This is a genomic window from Pseudomonas sp. TE3786 (assembly GCF_054057335.1).
Genome location: NZ_JBSRZF010000007.1, coordinates 198031 through 214662, shown reverse-complemented (window position 1 = coordinate 214662; position 16632 = coordinate 198031). Strand labels below are relative to the sequence as shown.

17 protein-coding genes are annotated in these 16632 nt (G+C 60.5%); 9 read left to right on the top strand and 8 right to left on the bottom strand.

Features of this window, described 5'->3' with window-relative positions:
* Window positions 1-237 precede the first annotated feature (237 nt).
* On the top strand, window positions 238-723 hold the full coding sequence (locus ACVW0Y_RS10865; protein WP_457438185.1) for an LEA type 2 family protein: 486 nt from the start codon (window positions 238-240) through the stop codon (window positions 721-723).
* 5 nt (window positions 724-728) lie between these two features.
* Here the strand turns inward: ACVW0Y_RS10865 and ACVW0Y_RS10860 are convergent, their stop codons facing one another.
* Together ACVW0Y_RS10860 and ACVW0Y_RS10855 are read right to left on the bottom strand one after the other, a co-directional pair.
* Window positions 729-1124, bottom strand: a complete 396-nt coding sequence (locus tag ACVW0Y_RS10860) for a transcriptional regulator (protein ID WP_457438183.1) — start codon at window positions 1122-1124, stop codon at window positions 729-731.
* Between the two features lie 96 nt (window positions 1125-1220).
* Window positions 1221-2117, bottom strand: a complete 897-nt coding sequence (locus tag ACVW0Y_RS10855; protein ID WP_457438181.1) for a YihY/virulence factor BrkB family protein — start codon at window positions 2115-2117, stop codon at window positions 1221-1223.
* 167 nt (window positions 2118-2284) lie between these two features.
* Between ACVW0Y_RS10855 and ACVW0Y_RS10850 the strand changes: the two genes are divergently transcribed.
* Window positions 2285-2626, top strand: coding sequence for a zinc ribbon domain-containing protein YjdM (locus ACVW0Y_RS10850; RefSeq protein ID WP_457438179.1), 342 nt, complete (start codon window positions 2285-2287; stop codon window positions 2624-2626).
* A 91-nt stretch (window positions 2627-2717) separates the two neighbouring features.
* Here ACVW0Y_RS10850 and ACVW0Y_RS10845 read toward each other — a convergent pair whose 3' ends face one another.
* Window positions 2718-3509 carry a hypothetical protein gene (locus ACVW0Y_RS10845; protein ID WP_457438177.1) on the bottom strand — a complete coding sequence of 264 codons (792 nt, stop codon included), beginning with the start codon at window positions 3507-3509 and terminating at the stop codon, window positions 2718-2720.
* A 293-nt stretch (window positions 3510-3802) separates the two neighbouring features.
* On the opposite strand from ACVW0Y_RS10845, the gene ACVW0Y_RS10840 reads away from it, so the two are divergent.
* From ACVW0Y_RS10840 to ACVW0Y_RS10830, 3 genes are all read left to right on the top strand, one after another.
* Window positions 3803-4810 carry a transporter gene (locus ACVW0Y_RS10840; RefSeq protein WP_457438175.1) on the top strand — a complete coding sequence of 336 codons (1008 nt, stop codon included), beginning with the start codon at window positions 3803-3805 and terminating at the stop codon, window positions 4808-4810.
* An 84-nt stretch (window positions 4811-4894) separates the two neighbouring features.
* Window positions 4895-5806 (top strand): polyphosphate kinase 2, encoded by a 912-nt coding sequence (gene ppk2 / locus ACVW0Y_RS10835; protein WP_457438173.1) that lies wholly within the window; start codon window positions 4895-4897, stop codon window positions 5804-5806.
* 145 nt (window positions 5807-5951) lie between these two features.
* Window positions 5952-7565 carry an inorganic phosphate transporter gene (locus ACVW0Y_RS10830; RefSeq protein WP_457438171.1) on the top strand — a complete coding sequence of 538 codons (1614 nt, stop codon included), beginning with the start codon at window positions 5952-5954 and terminating at the stop codon, window positions 7563-7565.
* Between the two features lie 151 nt (window positions 7566-7716).
* On the opposite strand, the gene cysC is transcribed toward ACVW0Y_RS10830, so the two are convergent.
* Together cysC and ACVW0Y_RS10820 are read right to left on the bottom strand one after the other, a co-directional pair.
* Window positions 7717-8316: an adenylyl-sulfate kinase gene (cysC, locus tag ACVW0Y_RS10825; RefSeq protein ID WP_457438169.1), complete on the bottom strand. Its 600-nt coding sequence runs from the start codon at window positions 8314-8316 to the stop codon at window positions 7717-7719.
* Window positions 8309-9010, bottom strand: a complete 702-nt coding sequence (locus ACVW0Y_RS10820) for a sulfotransferase family 2 domain-containing protein (protein WP_457438168.1) — start codon at window positions 9008-9010, stop codon at window positions 8309-8311. The genes cysC and ACVW0Y_RS10820 overlap by 8 nt, the downstream gene beginning before the upstream one ends.
* A gap of 225 nt (window positions 9011-9235) precedes the next feature.
* Between ACVW0Y_RS10820 and ACVW0Y_RS10815 the strand changes: the two genes are divergently transcribed.
* Window positions 9236-9613 carry a lysozyme inhibitor LprI family protein gene (locus ACVW0Y_RS10815; protein WP_457438166.1) on the top strand — a complete coding sequence of 126 codons (378 nt, stop codon included), beginning with the start codon at window positions 9236-9238 and terminating at the stop codon, window positions 9611-9613.
* A gap of 80 nt (window positions 9614-9693) precedes the next feature.
* On the opposite strand, the gene ACVW0Y_RS10810 is transcribed toward ACVW0Y_RS10815, so the two are convergent.
* The 3 genes from ACVW0Y_RS10810 to ACVW0Y_RS10800 are packed head-to-tail and all read right to left on the bottom strand — an operon-like array spanning window position 9694 to window position 12877.
* Window positions 9694-11190 (bottom strand): CoA-acylating methylmalonate-semialdehyde dehydrogenase, encoded by a 1497-nt coding sequence (locus ACVW0Y_RS10810; RefSeq protein ID WP_457438164.1) that lies wholly within the window; start codon window positions 11188-11190, stop codon window positions 9694-9696.
* A 48-nt stretch (window positions 11191-11238) separates the two neighbouring features.
* A complete protein-coding gene (locus ACVW0Y_RS10805; RefSeq protein WP_457438162.1) occupies window positions 11239-11526 on the bottom strand; it encodes a cupin domain-containing protein in 288 nt (95 codons plus the stop codon).
* Between the two features lie 4 nt (window positions 11527-11530).
* Window positions 11531-12877, bottom strand: coding sequence for an aminotransferase class III-fold pyridoxal phosphate-dependent enzyme (locus tag ACVW0Y_RS10800; RefSeq protein WP_457438159.1), 1347 nt, complete (start codon window positions 12875-12877; stop codon window positions 11531-11533).
* Between the two features lie 124 nt (window positions 12878-13001).
* Between ACVW0Y_RS10800 and ACVW0Y_RS10795 the strand changes: the two genes are divergently transcribed.
* From ACVW0Y_RS10795 to ACVW0Y_RS10785, 3 genes are all read left to right on the top strand, one after another.
* A complete protein-coding gene (locus ACVW0Y_RS10795) occupies window positions 13002-13922 on the top strand; it encodes a LysR family transcriptional regulator (protein ID WP_457438157.1) in 921 nt (306 codons plus the stop codon).
* 326 nt (window positions 13923-14248) lie between these two features.
* Window positions 14249-15067 (top strand): outer membrane protein OmpK, encoded by an 819-nt coding sequence (locus ACVW0Y_RS10790; RefSeq protein ID WP_457438156.1) that lies wholly within the window; start codon window positions 14249-14251, stop codon window positions 15065-15067.
* A 166-nt stretch (window positions 15068-15233) separates the two neighbouring features.
* Complete coding sequence (locus tag ACVW0Y_RS10785; RefSeq protein WP_457438154.1) at window positions 15234-16607, top strand: uracil-xanthine permease family protein; 1374 nt, start codon at window positions 15234-15236, stop codon at window positions 16605-16607.
* Window positions 16608-16632 lie beyond the last annotated feature (25 nt).

The following is a 16632-nucleotide window of genomic DNA, read 5'->3' as shown; positions in this document are numbered from 1 at the left end:
TTTGCAACCCTTAATTTCTAGCTAACTTATTGATTAACTTGAAGTTTTAAGAGCCTTCCGCGCCGGAAGTGGTGCGCATTATAAGCACCCACAAAACCCCGTCAAGGCATTATTGAAATGATTCTGAAATAAACGATTAGAGGCACTTAAATACGGAACGTGCGTGCCCCAAAGCCCTTTCAAGGGATTCCTTCTATATATAGAGGGATGACACTTTCAATTTTCAGGACGCTAACGATGAGCCTCCCTACCTTCTTGCGCCTTGTAACCCGCGCTATAGCCGGCGTATCGCTGTTGATAACACTCAGCGCCTGTAGCCTGCTCGGCGTGCGGGATGACGTGTATGTCGACCTGGTTGGCCTGGAGCCCTTGCCCAGCCAGGAAATGGAAGCGCGCTTCGCCGTGAAGCTGCGGGTGCAGAACCCCAATGAAAGCGCCATTCGCTACAACGGCATCGCGCTGGAATTACGGGTGAACAACCGCAATCTGGCAACCGGTGTGAGCGATGAGAGTGGCGAGGTGCCTCGCTACAGCGAACGAGTCATCACTGTGCCCGTCACCATTTCGGCATTTTCGGTATTGCGTCAGGCCTGGGGCGTAGCTGCCAGCCCACCGTCTGCTAACGCCGCCGTCCCCTATGAGCTGAATGGCAAACTCGGCGGTGGCCTATGGGGAGCGGCGCGCTTCACCGATACAGGCGAACTGACGTTGCCCCCTCAATAATGCCCTCAAGCAATCGCCGCCTGCTTGGCCAGCGCATCGAAGACTTCCGGCTGCAGCGCCGCTTCACCTTTCTCGTCCAGCACTTCCCGTGGGTGTTCACTGCCGGGAATGCTGCTGTCCAGCAAACTGAGCAGGCTGGAGCCGCGCAAGGTGAGGACGAAGTTCTCGCCATTGCCGCCTTCTTCTTCAGGCCGCGGCTCGATAAAGCCTTCCTTGAGTAGCAGCGCCTCGTAGTCGCACGCCTCCACCTTCAAGGAATCGACCTTATCAATCTGTACGCCTTCAGCGGTCTGGTCCGCGGCGAACTCTGCGGCATATTCCCGCGGTTTGAACGGTTTGTACGCACCATTCTGTACTTCGTGGAGCAGACGCTCGATAAGGTCCCAGTTATAGGTAGCCATGTTCTCAACCTCCAACCGACTGTTAGTGATGCCGCGCGGCCAAATGGACGACGGGCGCATCCTTCATAGGTTGTGACCGGCCGCGTCAGAGCCCGTTCAGGTTGATTTCTGCGCCACACCTTCGTCAGCCACCTTCTCGCCCGGGGCCTTGCCGTCCCGCGCATGGTGCTCGATCACCGCATTAAGCTCGGCACCAAACAGCAAAACCGCCGAAGACAGGTATAGATAGAAGAGAAAGATGATGATCGCGCCGATGCTGCCGTAGGTGGCGTTGTAGTTGGCGAAGTTCTGCGCGTAATAACCGAACCCCAGGGAGGCAGCGATCCAGCCGACCACCGCGACCACCGAGCCAGGCGTGATAAAGCGGAACTCCTGTTTTACATCTGGTGCCAGGTAATACACCGCGGCCACCACGGCGATCAGCATAAACACGGCAACCGGCCACCTTAGCCAGTTCCATAGCACCACCACTATCTGTTCGATCCCCAACTGATGGGCCAGCCAGTTCATCGCCTGCGGTCCCACCACCATCAAACCAGCGGCGATCAGTAGCAGCGCCGCCACCCCGATGATGTAAACCACCGATAGCGGTATGCGCTTCCACGCCGGTCGCGCCTCTTCCACGCCATACACCTGGTTCATCGCCAGCATGGTTGAGCGCACGGCAGCCGAGGAGGTCCACAGCGCCACCAGGATGCCGAAGGAGAACAGCCCGGACTTTTGCGTCTGCAAATTAGTGATGGCCGGGTTGACCAGCTCCATCGCCGCCTGCGGCAGCATCAGGTCAGCCTGCTGCCGCAGCCACTCGAAAAACGGCTCGATATCCAACACGCTGATAAGCGCGATCAGGAACAGCAGAAATGGAAACAGGGAGAAGAACAGCTGGAAAGCCAGCGCCGAGGCATAGGTCGGCAGCTCGTCGTCGATAAAGTCGACCACCGTGCATTTGATGATTTCCTTAAAGGAAACACCGCGCAGATCCGGCAAAAACATACTTGCTCCCCCCTCGGTGCGCGCGGAATCGCCCCACACCCTGAGTTTTGAGGCCACGGCGAGTGAATCGGTTCGTCTAAAATCTCAGCGAGCGCCGTTCACAGCTTAAAGCCGGGAAAAACCCTATACACTATGCGGCCTTTTACCGATCTGAACACGAGGTCCCCGTGAGCACGTTGCCACCCTGCCCGAAATGCAATTCCGAATTTACCTATGAAGACGGCCAGCAACTGGTCTGCCCGGAATGCGCCCACGAGTGGTCTGCCACCGCTACTGCGGACGCTGGCGACAACGACAAGGTGATCAAGGATGCAGTGGGTAACGTGCTGCAAGACGGCGACTCGGTCAGCGTGATCAAAGACCTCAAGGTCAAAGGCACCTCGCTGGTGGTGAAGGTCGGCACCAAGGTGAAGAACATCCGTCTGTGCGACGGCGACCACGATATCGACTGCAAAATCGACGGTATCGGCCCGATGAAACTCAAATCCGAGTTCGTAAAAAAGGTCTGACGCCTACCCAGGCATTCAGTCGGAACAGATGGACCAGGCCACTGCGCAGCTGGTTTGCTGTTCCGCAGCGCTGATAGTGGCCGTGACGCCGTCACTGCACCGGCAAGAAATTCATAAAGAGTAGCCCCTGCGCATAACTCACCCCCAAGCGCCGATAGCGCTCATCCAGCACATCAGTGAGCAGGTCGAGGCGCGCGACGATCTTGCCGAACTCCACGGCAAAACTGAGGTTACGCACATCCGGCGACAGCTCGTTGGACAGCAGCCAGGGGTTGCCCTTGAGGTCATTGCGACTGGCCAGCATCCAGGTGGCTTTTTCGATATTGCGCGCGGCGTTGTGGATAAATTGCGGATCGAGCTCGTCGGTCATATAGAACTCGGTGCGCCCGCCATGGGCGGTGATCAGCATGCTGCCCAGGGCGTAGATAAAGGCACCGACCCGATCCCCCTGAAAATCCACGCTCAGTGCATGGCTCAACGCCGCCACATCCTTGCGTTCACCCAGCTCCGGTAGCGGACGCCCCTGCTCAATCGCTTGTTGCACCTGCTGCTCAGCTAGTTCAATGGTCGCCAGGCCGGTCTTGTGCCATTCGCGCGGGTTGCGGCGGTAGAGCTTGTCCATCAAGCGGTAAAGGGTGTTGAGGTTGTTGCGCATGCCGATGGAGGCCATGCGGTCGGTGTGGGTCTGGAAGAATTCGCTGGGTTTGACCGCGCTTTTGTTGCCGACGATCGAGCCATGGTCCTGGTGGCTGGCACAACCACCGAGCAACACCAGCAACACCAGCCAGGTGCCGCGCCGAATGCTGACCGCGATTCGAGGCCTTGTGCGGTGCCAGGTGACAGAGGCAAGCAGGTTCGTCCGATCCATGCGTAGAACAGTCATCCGCTCAGGTGCTGTAGGTAAAACTAGCAATAAAAACACCGTGCCTGGTTATTTTTTAGGCAACTCACCGAGACCCGTGTCCCATCTCGGCCTCAGGGTCTGACCGACAAGTCGCACAGAGGTTGCGTGGCCTGGAAAAACGCCAGCCAGCGCGCAGCAGCGGCAGTCTTGGTTTTGTCATCAATCGGCAATAAAAGCTGCGCAAGCTGCACCTCTACCGGCGGCCCGCCATGGGCTTTGGCACCAGCCGGTTACCGATCCCCCACAGTGTTCTGTTACAGCAGCGAGCCGGCATGAATCACAACCTCGAGGTTCCAGACCTGTTTGGCCTGCTCTATGGCTTTCGTTTTCGCCCCGGCGAGCGCGGCGAAGAGATCGACTCGAACACCGCCCTGGCCTGGCTGAAGGCACCCAGCGAGGATGGCGAATTTCTCTGGCTGCATCTGAACCTCGCCCACGCCGCCTGCGAGCGCTGGATGATGGCCCACCTCGATATGCCGGAAAATTTCTTCGAAAGCCTGCGTGAGGGGTCGCGCTCCACCCGTCTGGAGCATGTGGATACGGCGCTGTTGGCGGTGGTCAACGACGTGGTGTTCAACTTCGACATGGTCTCCACCGACATCTCCACCCTTTGGGTCTGCGCCCGCAGCCGTCTGCTGGTCAGCGCGCGCCTGCAACCGCTGCGCTCGGTGGACAAGCTGCGCTCATCGGTAAAGCGCGGCGAACGCTTTCGCTCACCGCTGGAACTGTTGATCCACCTGCTGCGCGACCAGGGCGATGTGCTCACCGGTATCGTGCGCGAAACCAGCATCAGCGTGGACGGCATCGAAGACCAACTGCTGGCCTCGCGCCTCAACGACAACCGCGCCGACCTCGGTACCAAGCGCCGTGTGCTGGTTCGCCTGCAACGTCTGCTGGCCTTGGAGCCCGGCTCGCTGATGCGTCTGCTCAACCGGCCGCCGGACTGGCTGCAGGAGGACGACGTGCAGGAACTGCGTGAGGCCACCGAGGAGTTCACCCTGGTGATCAGCGACCTTACCGCCCTCGGCGAGCGGATCAAACTGCTACAGGAAGAGATAGTCGCCAAGCTCAACGAGCAAAGTAACCGCACCCTATTCACCCTGACGGTGGTCACGGTGCTGGCCCTGCCGATCAACATCATTGCCGGTTTCTTCGGCATGAACGTCGGCGGCATTCCCCTGGCCAACGACGCCGAGGGCTTCTGGATTCTGGTGGCGCTGGTGGCCACGTTCACCGCCCTGGCCGGGCGTTGGGCGTTCCGTAAACGCAGCGACTACTGACTGCCTGGGCTGTCATTCACTTGCCACAGCCGCGCTCTAGCATCGGCTGGGCCACCCCCTCCATCGCCATCACAAGGTGCCGAGATGACCAACGAAGAGTTGATGCAGCGCATCCACCGCGAATTGCAGGACCGCGGTGACGAAGAGCTGGAGCTTGAACTGCTCGAAGACGGCCACGACCTCGACGAACTGTTCCAGGGCCGCCCCGATGACAGCGACGCCCAACGCGCGCGCAAACATTACTTCAGCGAACTGTTCCGCCTGCAGGGCGAGCTGGTGAAACTGCAGAGTTGGGTGGTGAAAACCGGGGCCAAGGTGGTGATCCTGTTCGAGGGCCGCGATGCCGCCGGCAAGGGTGGCGTGATCAAGCGCATCACCCAGCGTCTCAACCCACGCGTCTGCCGCGTCGCCGCGCTACCCGCGCCCAACGACCGCGAACAGACCCAGTGGTATTTCCAGCGCTACGCCTCGCACCTGCCGGCTGCTGGTGAAATCGTGCTGTTCGACCGCAGCTGGTACAACCGCGCCGGCGTCGAGCGGGTGATGGGCTTTTGCAACGACGAGCAGTACGAAGAGTTCTTCCGCAGCGTGCCAGAGTTCGAACGCATGCTCGCCCGCTCCGGCATCCAGTTGATCAAATACTGGTTTTCCATCTCCGACAGCGAACAGCACCTGCGCTTTCTGGCGCGCATCCACGACCCGCTCAAGCAATGGAAACTCAGCCCCATGGACCTTGAGTCGCGGCGCCGCTGGGAGGCCTACACCAAGGCCAAGGAAATCATGCTGGAGCGCACCCATATCAAAGAAGCGCCCTGGTGGGTGGTACAGGCCGACGACAAGAAAAAGGCCCGGCTCAACTGCATCCACCACCTGCTCAGCCAGATGCCCTACGAAGAAGTGCAGCAGCCGCCGGTGGAGCTGCCGCAGCGAATGCGCCATGACGACTACGTGCGTAACCCCACGCCGCAGAACATCATCGTGCCGCAGGCGTATTAACCGGTGGAAAAGCATCGCGGCTAAAGCCGCTCCTACGGGTACGCACAATCCGTAGGAGCGGCTTTAGCCGCGATGAACGAGACATAACCTGTAACATTCCAGGCGAATAGTGATCGGGTCATCCACCCCATGGACGTCCCCACCAATGAATGCCCCTTCCCACGCCGCCGATGTCTCGATCGCCGCAGACGCCAAGCCCAAGCTGAATTTCAAGAACAGCAAAGCCACCACCGTAGCGTTCTTTACCGTGCTGATTCTGGGGCTGGTGTATAGCGCCTATAGCCTGTTTCAGGATGTCGACGATGCCGGCACGGTGGTCACCACCTGGACACCTTTTCTGCTGCTGGGCGTGGCCCTGCTGATTGCCCTCGGCTTCGAATTCGTCAACGGCCTGCATGACACCGCCAACGCGGTGGCCACAGTGATCTACACCCACTCCCTGCCGCCCCAGTTTGCGGTGGTCTGGTCCGGTTGCTTCAACTTTCTCGGCGTGCTGGTTTCCAGCGGTGCGGTGGCGTTCGGCATCATTGCCTTGCTGCCGGTGGAGCTGATTCTGCAGGTGGGTTCTTCGGCCGGTTTCGCCATGGTCTTCGCCCTGCTGATCGCCGCCATTATCTGGAACCTCGGCACCTGGTGGCTGGGCTTGCCAGCGTCCTCGTCGCACACCCTGATCGGCTCGATCATTGGTGTCGGCGTCGCCAATGCGCTGATGCATGGCCACGACGGCACCAGCGGCGTGGATTGGGCGCAGGCGACCAAGGTCGGCTACTCACTGCTGCTATCGCCGCTGATCGGTTTCGGCTGCGCGGCACTTCTGCTGCTGGCCTTGCGCGCGCTGGTGAAAAACCGCGAGCTGTACCAGGCGCCGAAAGGCAACACGCCGCCGCCCTGGTGGATTCGCAGCCTGCTGATTCTGACCTGCACCGGGGTGTCATTCGCCCACGGTTCCAACGACGGACAGAAAGGCATGGGGCTGATCATGCTGATCCTGATCGGCACCCTGCCCATGGCTTACGCCCTCAACCGCGCGATGCCCGATGGCCAGGCCGAACAGTTCGCCGCCATGGCCCAGGTCACTCAACAGGCACTGGTGAAAATCGCCCCGCAGCCCGCCCCGCAAGACCCACGCGCAACCTTGTCGGAATACGTGCGCAGCAAACAGGTCACCCCTGAGCTGATTCCCGCCCTGGCCGCCCTCACCGGCGACATCGGTGCCGATGTGAAAGGCTACGGCTCCCTGGCCCAGGTGCCGGCGGCAGAAGTGTCGAACGTGCGCAACGATATGTACCTGACCTCCGAAGCCATTCGTTTTATGGACAAGGACAAGGTTGGCGGCTTCGATGCCGATACCCAGAACAAGGTGCAGGCGTTCAAGAAGCAGATCGACGACTCGACCAAATTCATCCCCTTGTGGGTGAAAATCGCCGTGGCCATCGCCTTGGGCCTGGGCACCATGGTCGGCTGGAAACGCATCGTGGTAACGGTGGGCGAAAAGATCGGCAAAACCCACCTCACCTATGCCCAGGGTGCCTCGGCGGAGCTGGTGGCGATGGTCACCATCGGTGCCGCTGACGTCTATGGTCTGCCGGTGTCCACCACCCACGTCTTGTCCTCAGGCGTGGCCGGCACCATGGCCGCCAATGGCTCGGGTCTGCAGATGCGCACCATCAGGAATCTGCTGATGGCCTGGGTGCTGACCCTGCCTATCGCCATCCTGCTGTCGGGCAGCCTCTACTGGCTGTTCAGCAAACTGTTTTAACCCGCGCTCCCCCGCGTATTGCCGCCCTTCCCGGGCGGTTTTTTTTGCCCGCAAAAAAGCGCTATGGTCCTCCCTGCCACCTCAAGGACGCCCCATGGCCACACTCCCCGCAGGATGGGGCGGGCCGCGTAGGCGGGCGCAGCGAAACCCATCAGCCAAGCACCAACGCCAGCAACCTATTGGTGGCGGTCTGGATATCCAGTTGTTCGGTGTCGATTTCACAGTCGGCGTCCAGGGGCGCTTCGTAGGGGCTATCGAGGCCAGTGAAGTTGCGCAGCTGGCCATCGAGCGCGGCGCGGTACAGGCCTTTGGGGTCGCGGCGAGCGCAGGCGGCGAAGGAGGTGCTGATATAGGCGCAGTGAAATTCGCCATCGGCAAACAAGGCCCGGGCCGCCTCGCGATCAGCGCGAAACGGCGAGATCGCCGAGACGATCACGATCAACCCGGCATCCACCATCAGCCGCGCCACTTCAGCCATGCGCCGGATGTTCTCCTTGCGGCTCTGCGGGCTCATGCACAGGTCACGGCACAGGCCGTTGCGCACGTTGTCGCCGTCGAGCAGAAAGGTGTGCAGACCGCGGCCGTTGAGCTGCATTTCCAGCTCGTTGGCGAGGGTCGATTTACCCGCCCCCGACAACCCGGTCAGCCAGATGCAGCACGGCCGCTGGCGTTTGATCCGGGCCCGGGACTGCGGTGCCAGCGCCAGGCGGTAAGGGCGGATATCCACCTGCGACTCACGCCGCTCACTCATAGCCCAGCAACTCGTAATCACGGGCATACACCTGCCGTACCAGCTGACGGGTACGCGTGTTGCTGGCATCCAGGGCGCGGCCTTCGGGGCGTTTTGAGGCGTTCAGATGCGGCAGGTCGCGGCTGATCCTGAGCAGCTCGCAGAGGGTGAAAAAGTCGTGGCGCAGGGTTTCCTGGCGACCGATGAAATCCATTGTCAGGCTGCCGTAGGAGTCCAGCAGAAAGTCGGTTTGCGGGGCGAAGTGCAATTGGCGCCGAACGTTTTCCGCATGCAGCCAGCCGCGCACGAACTCGTCGAAACTGGCGTAGCGGCTGACCAGCTCATTGGCCGCTTGGTCACGGCCCAAGGGCAGGTTGTTACGCAGGTAGGTGTAAGCCGAGTAAGTACGCTCCAGAGGGTCGCGTACAAAGGTGAACTTGAACGCTTTGGCATAGGCCAGGGGGAATTGTTGCTCGTACCAGTACAGCGGCAAGTGGCCGGGCCGCCAGGTCTCGAACAGTGCCTTGCACACGCTGCTGCCGGCGCACTTGGGCACATGCACGAACAACCCGGCCAGGCGCTCGAAGGCCTCGGGATAGTGAATATTGGCGGTCATCGCCTTGTTCACCGTATTGCGATCCACCACCGATAGGCGGCCGAGCAAAAACGCTCGTTGCGCCTTGGGCATCAGTTTCCACAGCATGCGTTGCAACATCGATCCCATCCATTTACGAACCGCTGTTGGGCAGCGAGGTGGGGCTACCGTAACAATGCCGCCAACGGAAATTATGCGATCTTGGTAAAGACCGTAAGCACGCCGATACACAGCACCTATGCTTGCAGTGACACAGCGCGCCCCGGCCATCCGGGGCTTTGTTTGCAAGCGCTTACAATCGCCGGCAAGCCGACGACCGGCTCTCATACCTGCCAGGACTCAATGATGTGGTTACGCCCTGTTCTACTCAGCGCCGCCTGCCTGCTGGCCAGTTTCGCCGCTGCAGCCACCTGTACGGATGACTCACCCAGCTGCTCCGCCTACAACGCCACAGATGCCCAGTTGCACAGCCTCTACAAGGAGTCGCTGACGCATCTGCAAAACGATGACATGCAACGCAAACGCCTGATCAACTCGCAACATGCCTGGCAAGCCTTTCGCGATGCCGAGTGCGAGTACGTCACCACTCACGATGCGCCCAGCGAGCACACCGAGGGTTATGTGCTCTGCGCCCGCGCCATGAGCGAAGAGCGCATCCGCGCCTTGCAGCACTACCTGTATTGCGACGAGCCCAACGTGCGTTGCAGCGTGGCGGTGCCCTGACGCAGGTATTCGTTCGCCACTAGCGCCGCAATAAAAAAGGCCAGTCTCGCGACTGGCCTTTTGGTTACTGCTAACGCTGCTTAGCTGTTGCTCGGGAAAGCAAACTGCGCCGCTTCGTGGGAAGCGCGCTGCGGCCAACGCTGAGTGATTGCCTTGCGACGGGTGTAGAAGCGCACACCGTCCGGGCCGTAGGCGTGCAGGTCGCCGAACAGCGAGCGTTTCCAGCCGCCGAAGCTGTGGTAAGACACCGGAACCGGCAAGGGTACGTTGACGCCGACCATGCCCACTTCGATCTCGTCGCAGAACAGACGCGCGGCTTCACCGTCACGGGTGAAGATGCAGGTGCCGTTGCCGTATTCGTGGTCGTTGATCAGCTGCATGGCTTCTTCCAGGCTACCAACGCGGACGATGCACAGGACCGGGCCGAAGATCTCGTCGGTGTAGATGGTCATGTCGGTTTTGACGTTATCGAACAGGCTGCCACCGAGGAAGAAACCATCTTCGTTGCCAGCCACTTTCAGGTTGCGACCATCCACCAGCAGCTTGGCCCCAGCGGCAACACCGGCGTCGATATAGCCAGCCACTTTGTCACGGGCCGCGGCGGTAACCAGCGGGCCCATGTCCAGACCGCAGGAGGTGCCGGCACCGATTTTCAGCGCCTTGATTTGCGGAACGATTTTTTCCACTAGGGCATCAGCGATCTGGTCGCCCACACACACTGCCACCGAGATGGCCATGCAGCGCTCGCCGCAGGAACCGTAGGCCGCCCCCATCAGGGCGCTGACGGCGTTGTCTAGGTCGGCATCGGGCATCAGTACGGCGTGGTTTTTCGCGCCGCCCAGGGCCTGAACGCGTTTGCCGCGTTTGGTGCCTTCGGAATAGATGTACTCGGCAATCGGGGTCGAACCCACGAAGCTCAGGGCTTTGACTTCCGGCGCTTCGATCAGCGCGTCTACCGCTTCCTTGTCGCCGTGCACCACGTTCAGCACGCCTTTGGGCAGGCCGGCCTGGTTCAGCAGTTCAGCGATAAACAGGGTGGAGCTCGGGTCACGCTCGGACGGCTTGAGGATAAAGCAGTTGCCGCAGACGATGGCCAGCGGGTACATCCACAACGGCACCATGGCCGGGAAGTTGAACGGGGTGATACCAGCTACCACGCCAACCGGCTGGAAGTCGCTCCAGGCGTCGATGTTCGGGCCGACGTTGCGGCTGTATTCGCCCTTCAGAATTTCCGGGGCGGCGCAGGCGTACTCGACGTTCTCGATACCGCGCTTCAATTCGCCGGCCGCATCTTCCAGGGTTTTGCCGTGCTCTTCGCTGATCATCTGCGAGATCTTGGCTTCGTTCTGTTCCAGCAGTTGCTTGAAGCGGAACATCACCTGGGCACGTTTGGCCGCTGGGGTATTACGCCAGGCCGGGAACGCGGCTTTGCCAGCGTCGATGGCTTGCTGCACGGTGGCGCGGCTGGCCAACGGCACTTTGTGGATGGCTTCACCGGTGGACGGGTTGTAGACGTCGGCAGTACGACCGGTGTCGGTGACGAACTCGCCGTTGATCAAATGCTGGATGGTGCTCATACAAAACTCCCTTATCGAATTCTTGGCCGCGCAAAACCGCGCCGGGGCTTACTTGATTTCGGTCTCGATGAAGACGATTTCGTGGTCGCTGGCGTTGATCACATTGTGTTCAACGCCAGCCTTGCGAAAGTACGCGTTGCCTGCCACCAGGGGCGCGTGTTTCTCGCCCTCCGGGGTTTCCAACAGCAATAGGCCGTCGGTCATCGGCACCACGACATAGTCATAGCCATGCAGGTGCTTGCCAGTTTCGCTGCCGGGGGCAAAGCGCCACTCGGTGACGATCACTTCATCGTTATCCACCTGCACGGTGGGCACGGCTTGCACGCGCTGGCTCATCGGTTTAGTCCACGCTGTTGAGGGCATCGCCCACGGCGGAGAACACGCGATCCAGGTCTTCAACCTTGGCGTTGAAGGTTGGCCCGAACTGCAGGGTGTCGCCACCAAAGCGCACGTAGAAACCAGCTTTCCACAGCTTGATACCGGCCTCGTACGGACGGATCACCGGGTCGCCATCACGCGGGGCGAGTTGAATCGCGCCGGCCAGGCCGCAGTTGCGGATGTCGACGATGTGCTTGGCACCTTTGACGCCGTGCAGCAGCTTGGCGAAGTGCGGTGCCAGGTCAGCGGCTTGCTGCACCAGGTTTTCGCGCTTGAGGATTTCCAGCGAAGCCAGGCCAGCCGCACAGGCCACCGGATGCGCCGAGTAGGTGTAGCCGTGGGTGAACTCGACCATATGCTCAGGCGATGGCTGGTTCATAAAGGTCTGGTAGATCTCGCGGCTGGCGATCACGGCACCCAGGGGTACGGCACCGTTAGTGATCTGCTTGGCCACGTTCATGATGTCCGGGGTCACGCCAAAGTATTCGGCACCGGTCCATTTGCCCATACGGCCGAAGGCGGTGATCACTTCGTCGAAGATCAGCAGGATGTTGTGCTGGCTGCAGATTTCCCGCAGGCGTTGCAGGTAGCCAACCGGCGGCACGATCACCCCAGCGGAACCGGACATTGGCTCGACGATCACCGCAGCAATGTTCGAGGCGTCGTGCAGCTCGATCAGTTTCAGCAGTTCGTTGGCCAGTTCCACGCCGCCGGTTTGTGCCGCGCCTTCGGTAAAGGCCAGGCCCGGTTGCAGGGTGTGCGGCAAGTGATCGACATCCATCAGCTGGCCGTACATTTTACGGTTGCCGCCAATGCCGCCCAGGCTGGTGCCGGCGATGTTCACACCGTGGTAACCACGGGCACGGCCGATAAATTTGGTTTTGCTCGCCTGGCCTTTCAGGCGCCAGTAGGCCTTGGCCATTTTTACCGAGGTGTCGGCGCTTTCAGAGCCCGAGCCGGTGAAGAACACATGCTTCAGATCGCCAGGCATCAGGTCGACCATTTCTTCGGCCAGCTTGAACGACAGCGCATGGCCGTGCTGGAAGCCTGGAGAGTAATCCAGGGTGCCCAATTGTTTACCGACGGCTTCGGCGATTTCCTTGCGCGAGTGACCGGCACCGCAGGTCCACAGACCCGACAGGCTGTCGTAGATCTTGCGGCCCTGGTCGTCCACCAGCCAGCTGCCTTCGGCCGACACGATAAACCGTGGGTCGCGCTGGAAGCTGCGGTTGGCGGTAAACGGCATCCAGTGCGCGTCCAGCTTGAGCTGGCTGGCCAAGGACGGTTCGGCAGTGTGCGGCATGTTCATTAGGGCCTCGCAAAGATCGTTGTTGTCGGCTGGGTACAAAGCTTTTGTTGCGAGCAAAGGTGCCATGGGCATAAAGTCTGAAAAACCCGATTCTTCTAATTTTCAGATTGGCTTTTACTAAACTATGAGCACCCGTCGCCCCGACCCTCTCGCGCAAGTCAGTGACTTTGATATCCGCCTGCTGCGGATCTTTCGCAGCGTTGTGGAGTGCGGCGGCTTTTCCGCCGCGGAAAGTGTGCTGGGCATCGGCCGTTCGGCGATCAGCCAGCAGATGAGCGATCTCGAACAGCGCCTGGGATTGCGCCTGTGTCAGCGCGGGCGCGCGGGTTTTGCCCTGACCGAGGAAGGCCGCGAGGTCTATCAATCGTCATTGCAGCTATTAAGTGCACTGGAAAGCTTTCGCACCGAGGTCAATGGCCTGCACCAGCACTTGCGCGGCGAGCTGAACATCGGCCTGACCGACAACCTGGTGACCCTGCCCCATATGCGCATCACCAACGCCCTGGCCCAACTGAAAGAGCGCGGCCCGGATGTGCATATTCAGATCCGCATGACCCCGCCCAGCGAAGTGGAGCAAGGTGTGCTGGACGGCCGTCTGCATGTTGGTGTGGTGCCGCAGGCCACGACCTTGTCCGGCCTGGAATACCAGCCGCTGTATGACGAACGCTCGCTGTTGTACTGCGCGGTCGGCCACCCGCTGTTTTATGCCGCCGACGAGCAGCTCAGCGATGAACGCCTGAATGTGCAGGACGCCATCGCCCCGACCTTTCGCCTGCCGCCGGAAATCCAGGCGCAGTACCAGGTGCTGAAAGCCACCGCCAGCGCCTCCGACCGTGAGGGCATGGCCTTTCTGATTCTTACCGGGCGCTATATCGGTTACCTGCCGGACCACTACGCCAGCTTCTGGGTGCAACAGGGCCGTCTGCGCGCGCTGAAGCCGGCGAGTCGGTTCTATGACCTCAGCCTGGCCTCGGTCACCCGTAAAGGCCGGCGTCCACACCTGGTGCTGGAAAGCTTTCTGGAAGCCCTGGCCGCCACCACCTGAGTCGCCCCGCCATCCTCGCCCTGCTTCGGTGCATGCAAGCGCCAGGACGAAGCAGCTCGGACCAACTCGACCAACCGGTCAGCTTGAAGGCTTGCCCGCCACCACCGTTGCGCCGAATGTATGCACCCGCCGACACAAGGCTTTCGCAGATTGCGCACAATTATTGCGGAAAATTTCCGGCGAAACTGATCACTTGGACAGAAACTTGCAAAGACGAGTGCACCTGACCAAGTGGCCAGGAAAACTAAAACAGAAACAGGTTGTAGGAAGCGTAACGCGCACCGTCGTTTCCCCATCCTGAGATCGATGCCTTCCTGGGAGCACACATGAATAAAGTCTCATCCTTGCTGATTGCTGGCAGTCTCTTGCTGGGCGCTAGCGCCGCTCAGGCCGACGGCCCGCTGCTGTGGCAAGACAACAGCGCCACCTACCTGTACGGCCGTGACTTCAAGGTCAACCCGGCCATTCAGCAGACCCTCTCGTTCGAACACGCGAGCGGCTGGACCTTTGGTGACCTGTTCGTGTTCTTCGACCAGATCAACTACAACGGTACCGAAGACTCCAACGCCGGCAAAAACACCTACTACGGCGAATTCGCCCCACGTCTGTCGTTCGGCAAGATCTTCGACCAGAAGCTGGAGTTCGGCCCGATCAAGGACGTCCTGCTGGCCGGTACCTACGAGCGCGGTGAAAACCGTAACCAGAACTACCTGCTCGGCCCAGGCTTCGACCTGGCCCTGCCAGGCTTCGATTACTTCCAGCTGAACTTCTACTACCGCAAACCCGACGGCATCACCAAGAACCCGTCCGGCCAGTGGCAAGTAACGCCGGTGTGGTCCTACACCATTCCGGTCGGCAGCTCCGACATCCTCATCGACGGCTATATGGACTGGGTGTGGAACAACAAGGACGCCACCAGCAGCCGCCCGAACGATCTGCACGCCAACCTGCACTTCAACCCACAGATCAAATATGACCTGGGCAAAGCCATGGGCTGGACCGGCGTGAAACACGTCTACGTGGGTGTGGAATACGACTACTGGAAGAACAAGTACGCCATCGACAACGACAGCTTCCTGGGCGACGACATTCTGCGCGGCACCAACCAGAGCGCGATCAACGCCATCGTCAAAGTACACCTGTGATTTACCCGGCCGCACCCTTCAGGTTGCGGCCAGCTTCACCGCTTCACGAGTACCTCCTTATTTGCCCGTACGCCTTGAGCGCATCGGGCATTTTTTTGGCGACACAGAATTCTGTAGCCGCGGTTGACCACCGGGGCCAACAAAACACCTTTGCTGAGACCGTGACATGCAGCCCGAATCCGACAGCAACACCGACCTGATCTACGGTCTGGAAGACCGCCCCGCTCCCATCCCGGCGTTCTTCGCCGCTCTTCAGCATGTGCTGGCCAGTTTTGTCGGCATCATCACACCACCCCTGGTAATCGGCTCGGTGCTGGGTTTGGGTGCCCACCTGCCGTACCTGATCAGCATGGCCTTGATGGTCTCTGGCGTCGGTACCTTTATTCAGGCGCGCCGCCCGTTCGGCATTGGTGCCGGGATGATCTGCCTGCAGGGCACCAGCTTCGCCTTTCTCGGCGCGGTGCTGTCAGCCGGTTTTCTGGTGAAGAGCCGTGGCGGTAGCCCGGAAGATACTCTGGCGATGATCTTCGGCGTGTGCTTTTTCGGTGCCTTTGTGCAGATCATCCTCAGCCGCATGCTCGGCCAACTGCGCCGGGTGATCACCCCGCTGGTGACCGGTATCGTCATCACCCTGATCGGCGTCAGCCTGATCAAGGTCGGCGTCACCGACCTCGGCGGCGGCTTCAATGCCCCAGACTTCGGTGCCCCCGGCAACCTTGGCCTTGGTGCCCTGGTACTGCTGACCATCATCGGCCTGAACCGCTCCAGCCGGCCCTGGGTGCGCCTGTCGGCGATCATCATCGGCCTGGCCGTGGGCAGCATCGCCGCCTGGTTTACCGGCAAGCTGGTGCCTGCACCGCTGCCGGATCTGCCACTGATCAGCCTGCCAATTCCGTTCAAATTCGGCTTCGCCTTCGACTGGACCGCCTTTATTCCAGTGGCCCTGATCTATGTGATCAGCACCATCGAAACCGTTGGCGACCTGACGGCCAACAGCATGCTGTCGCGCGAGCCGATTGAAGGCCCACGCTACCTGGCACGCCTTAAAGGCGGCGTACTCGGTGATGGCGTCAGCTGCATGATCGCCGCCACTTTCAGCGCCTTCCCCAACACCACCTTTGCGCAGAACAACGGCGTGATCCAGATGACCGGCGTCGCCAGTCGTTATGTCGGCCTGTATATCGGCGTGGTGCTGTTCGCCCTGGGCCTGTTCCCGCTGCTGGGCGCGGTGCTGCAACAGATTCCGAAACCGGTACTGGGCGGCGCAACCCTGGTGATGTTTGGCAGCGTGGCCGCAGCTGGCGTGCGCATCCTGGCGCAAAGCCCGCTGGACCGGCGCAGCATGTTGATTATTGCCGCTTCGTTTGGCGTAGGCCTGGGCATCGCGTCGCAACCGACCTTGCTGCATCTGCTGCCCAAGCTGGTGCAGAACCTGTTTGATTCGGCGATTACCAGTGGTGGGTTGACCGCCATCATTCTTAATCTGGTGTTGCCGGAAGAGAAGCGTGTTGAGGTCGTGGCAGAGGGTGTGACCGAGTAAAGCCCCTAGCGATACCTGCCACCTA

Coding starts and splice junctions, on each gene's coding strand:
- ACVW0Y_RS10865 (WP_457438185.1), top strand. CDS start 238: ATGAGCCTCCCTACCTTCTTGCGCCTTGTAACCCGCGCTATAGCCGGC.
- ACVW0Y_RS10860 (WP_457438183.1), bottom strand. CDS start 1,124: ATGGCTACCTATAACTGGGACCTTATCGAGCGTCTGCTCCACGAAGTA.
- ACVW0Y_RS10855 (WP_457438181.1), bottom strand. CDS start 2,117: ATGTTTTTGCCGGATCTGCGCGGTGTTTCCTTTAAGGAAATCATCAAA.
- ACVW0Y_RS10845 (WP_457438177.1), bottom strand. CDS start 3,509: ATGACTGTTCTACGCATGGATCGGACGAACCTGCTTGCCTCTGTCACC.
- ACVW0Y_RS10840 (WP_457438175.1), top strand. CDS start 3,803: ATGAATCACAACCTCGAGGTTCCAGACCTGTTTGGCCTGCTCTATGGC.
- ppk2 (WP_457438173.1), top strand. CDS start 4,895: ATGACCAACGAAGAGTTGATGCAGCGCATCCACCGCGAATTGCAGGAC.
- ACVW0Y_RS10830 (WP_457438171.1), top strand. CDS start 5,952: ATGAATGCCCCTTCCCACGCCGCCGATGTCTCGATCGCCGCAGACGCC.
- cysC (WP_457438169.1), bottom strand. CDS start 8,316: ATGAGTGAGCGGCGTGAGTCGCAGGTGGATATCCGCCCTTACCGCCTG.
- ACVW0Y_RS10820 (WP_457438168.1), bottom strand. CDS start 9,010: ATGTTGCAACGCATGCTGTGGAAACTGATGCCCAAGGCGCAACGAGCG.
- ACVW0Y_RS10815 (WP_457438166.1), top strand. CDS start 9,236: ATGTGGTTACGCCCTGTTCTACTCAGCGCCGCCTGCCTGCTGGCCAGT.
- ACVW0Y_RS10810 (WP_457438164.1), bottom strand. CDS start 11,190: ATGAGCACCATCCAGCATTTGATCAACGGCGAGTTCGTCACCGACACC.
- ACVW0Y_RS10805 (WP_457438162.1), bottom strand. CDS start 11,526: ATGAGCCAGCGCGTGCAAGCCGTGCCCACCGTGCAGGTGGATAACGAT.
- ACVW0Y_RS10800 (WP_457438159.1), bottom strand. CDS start 12,877: ATGAACATGCCGCACACTGCCGAACCGTCCTTGGCCAGCCAGCTCAAG.
- ACVW0Y_RS10795 (WP_457438157.1), top strand. CDS start 13,002: ATGAGCACCCGTCGCCCCGACCCTCTCGCGCAAGTCAGTGACTTTGAT.
- ACVW0Y_RS10790 (WP_457438156.1), top strand. CDS start 14,249: ATGAATAAAGTCTCATCCTTGCTGATTGCTGGCAGTCTCTTGCTGGGC.
- ACVW0Y_RS10785 (WP_457438154.1), top strand. CDS start 15,234: ATGCAGCCCGAATCCGACAGCAACACCGACCTGATCTACGGTCTGGAA.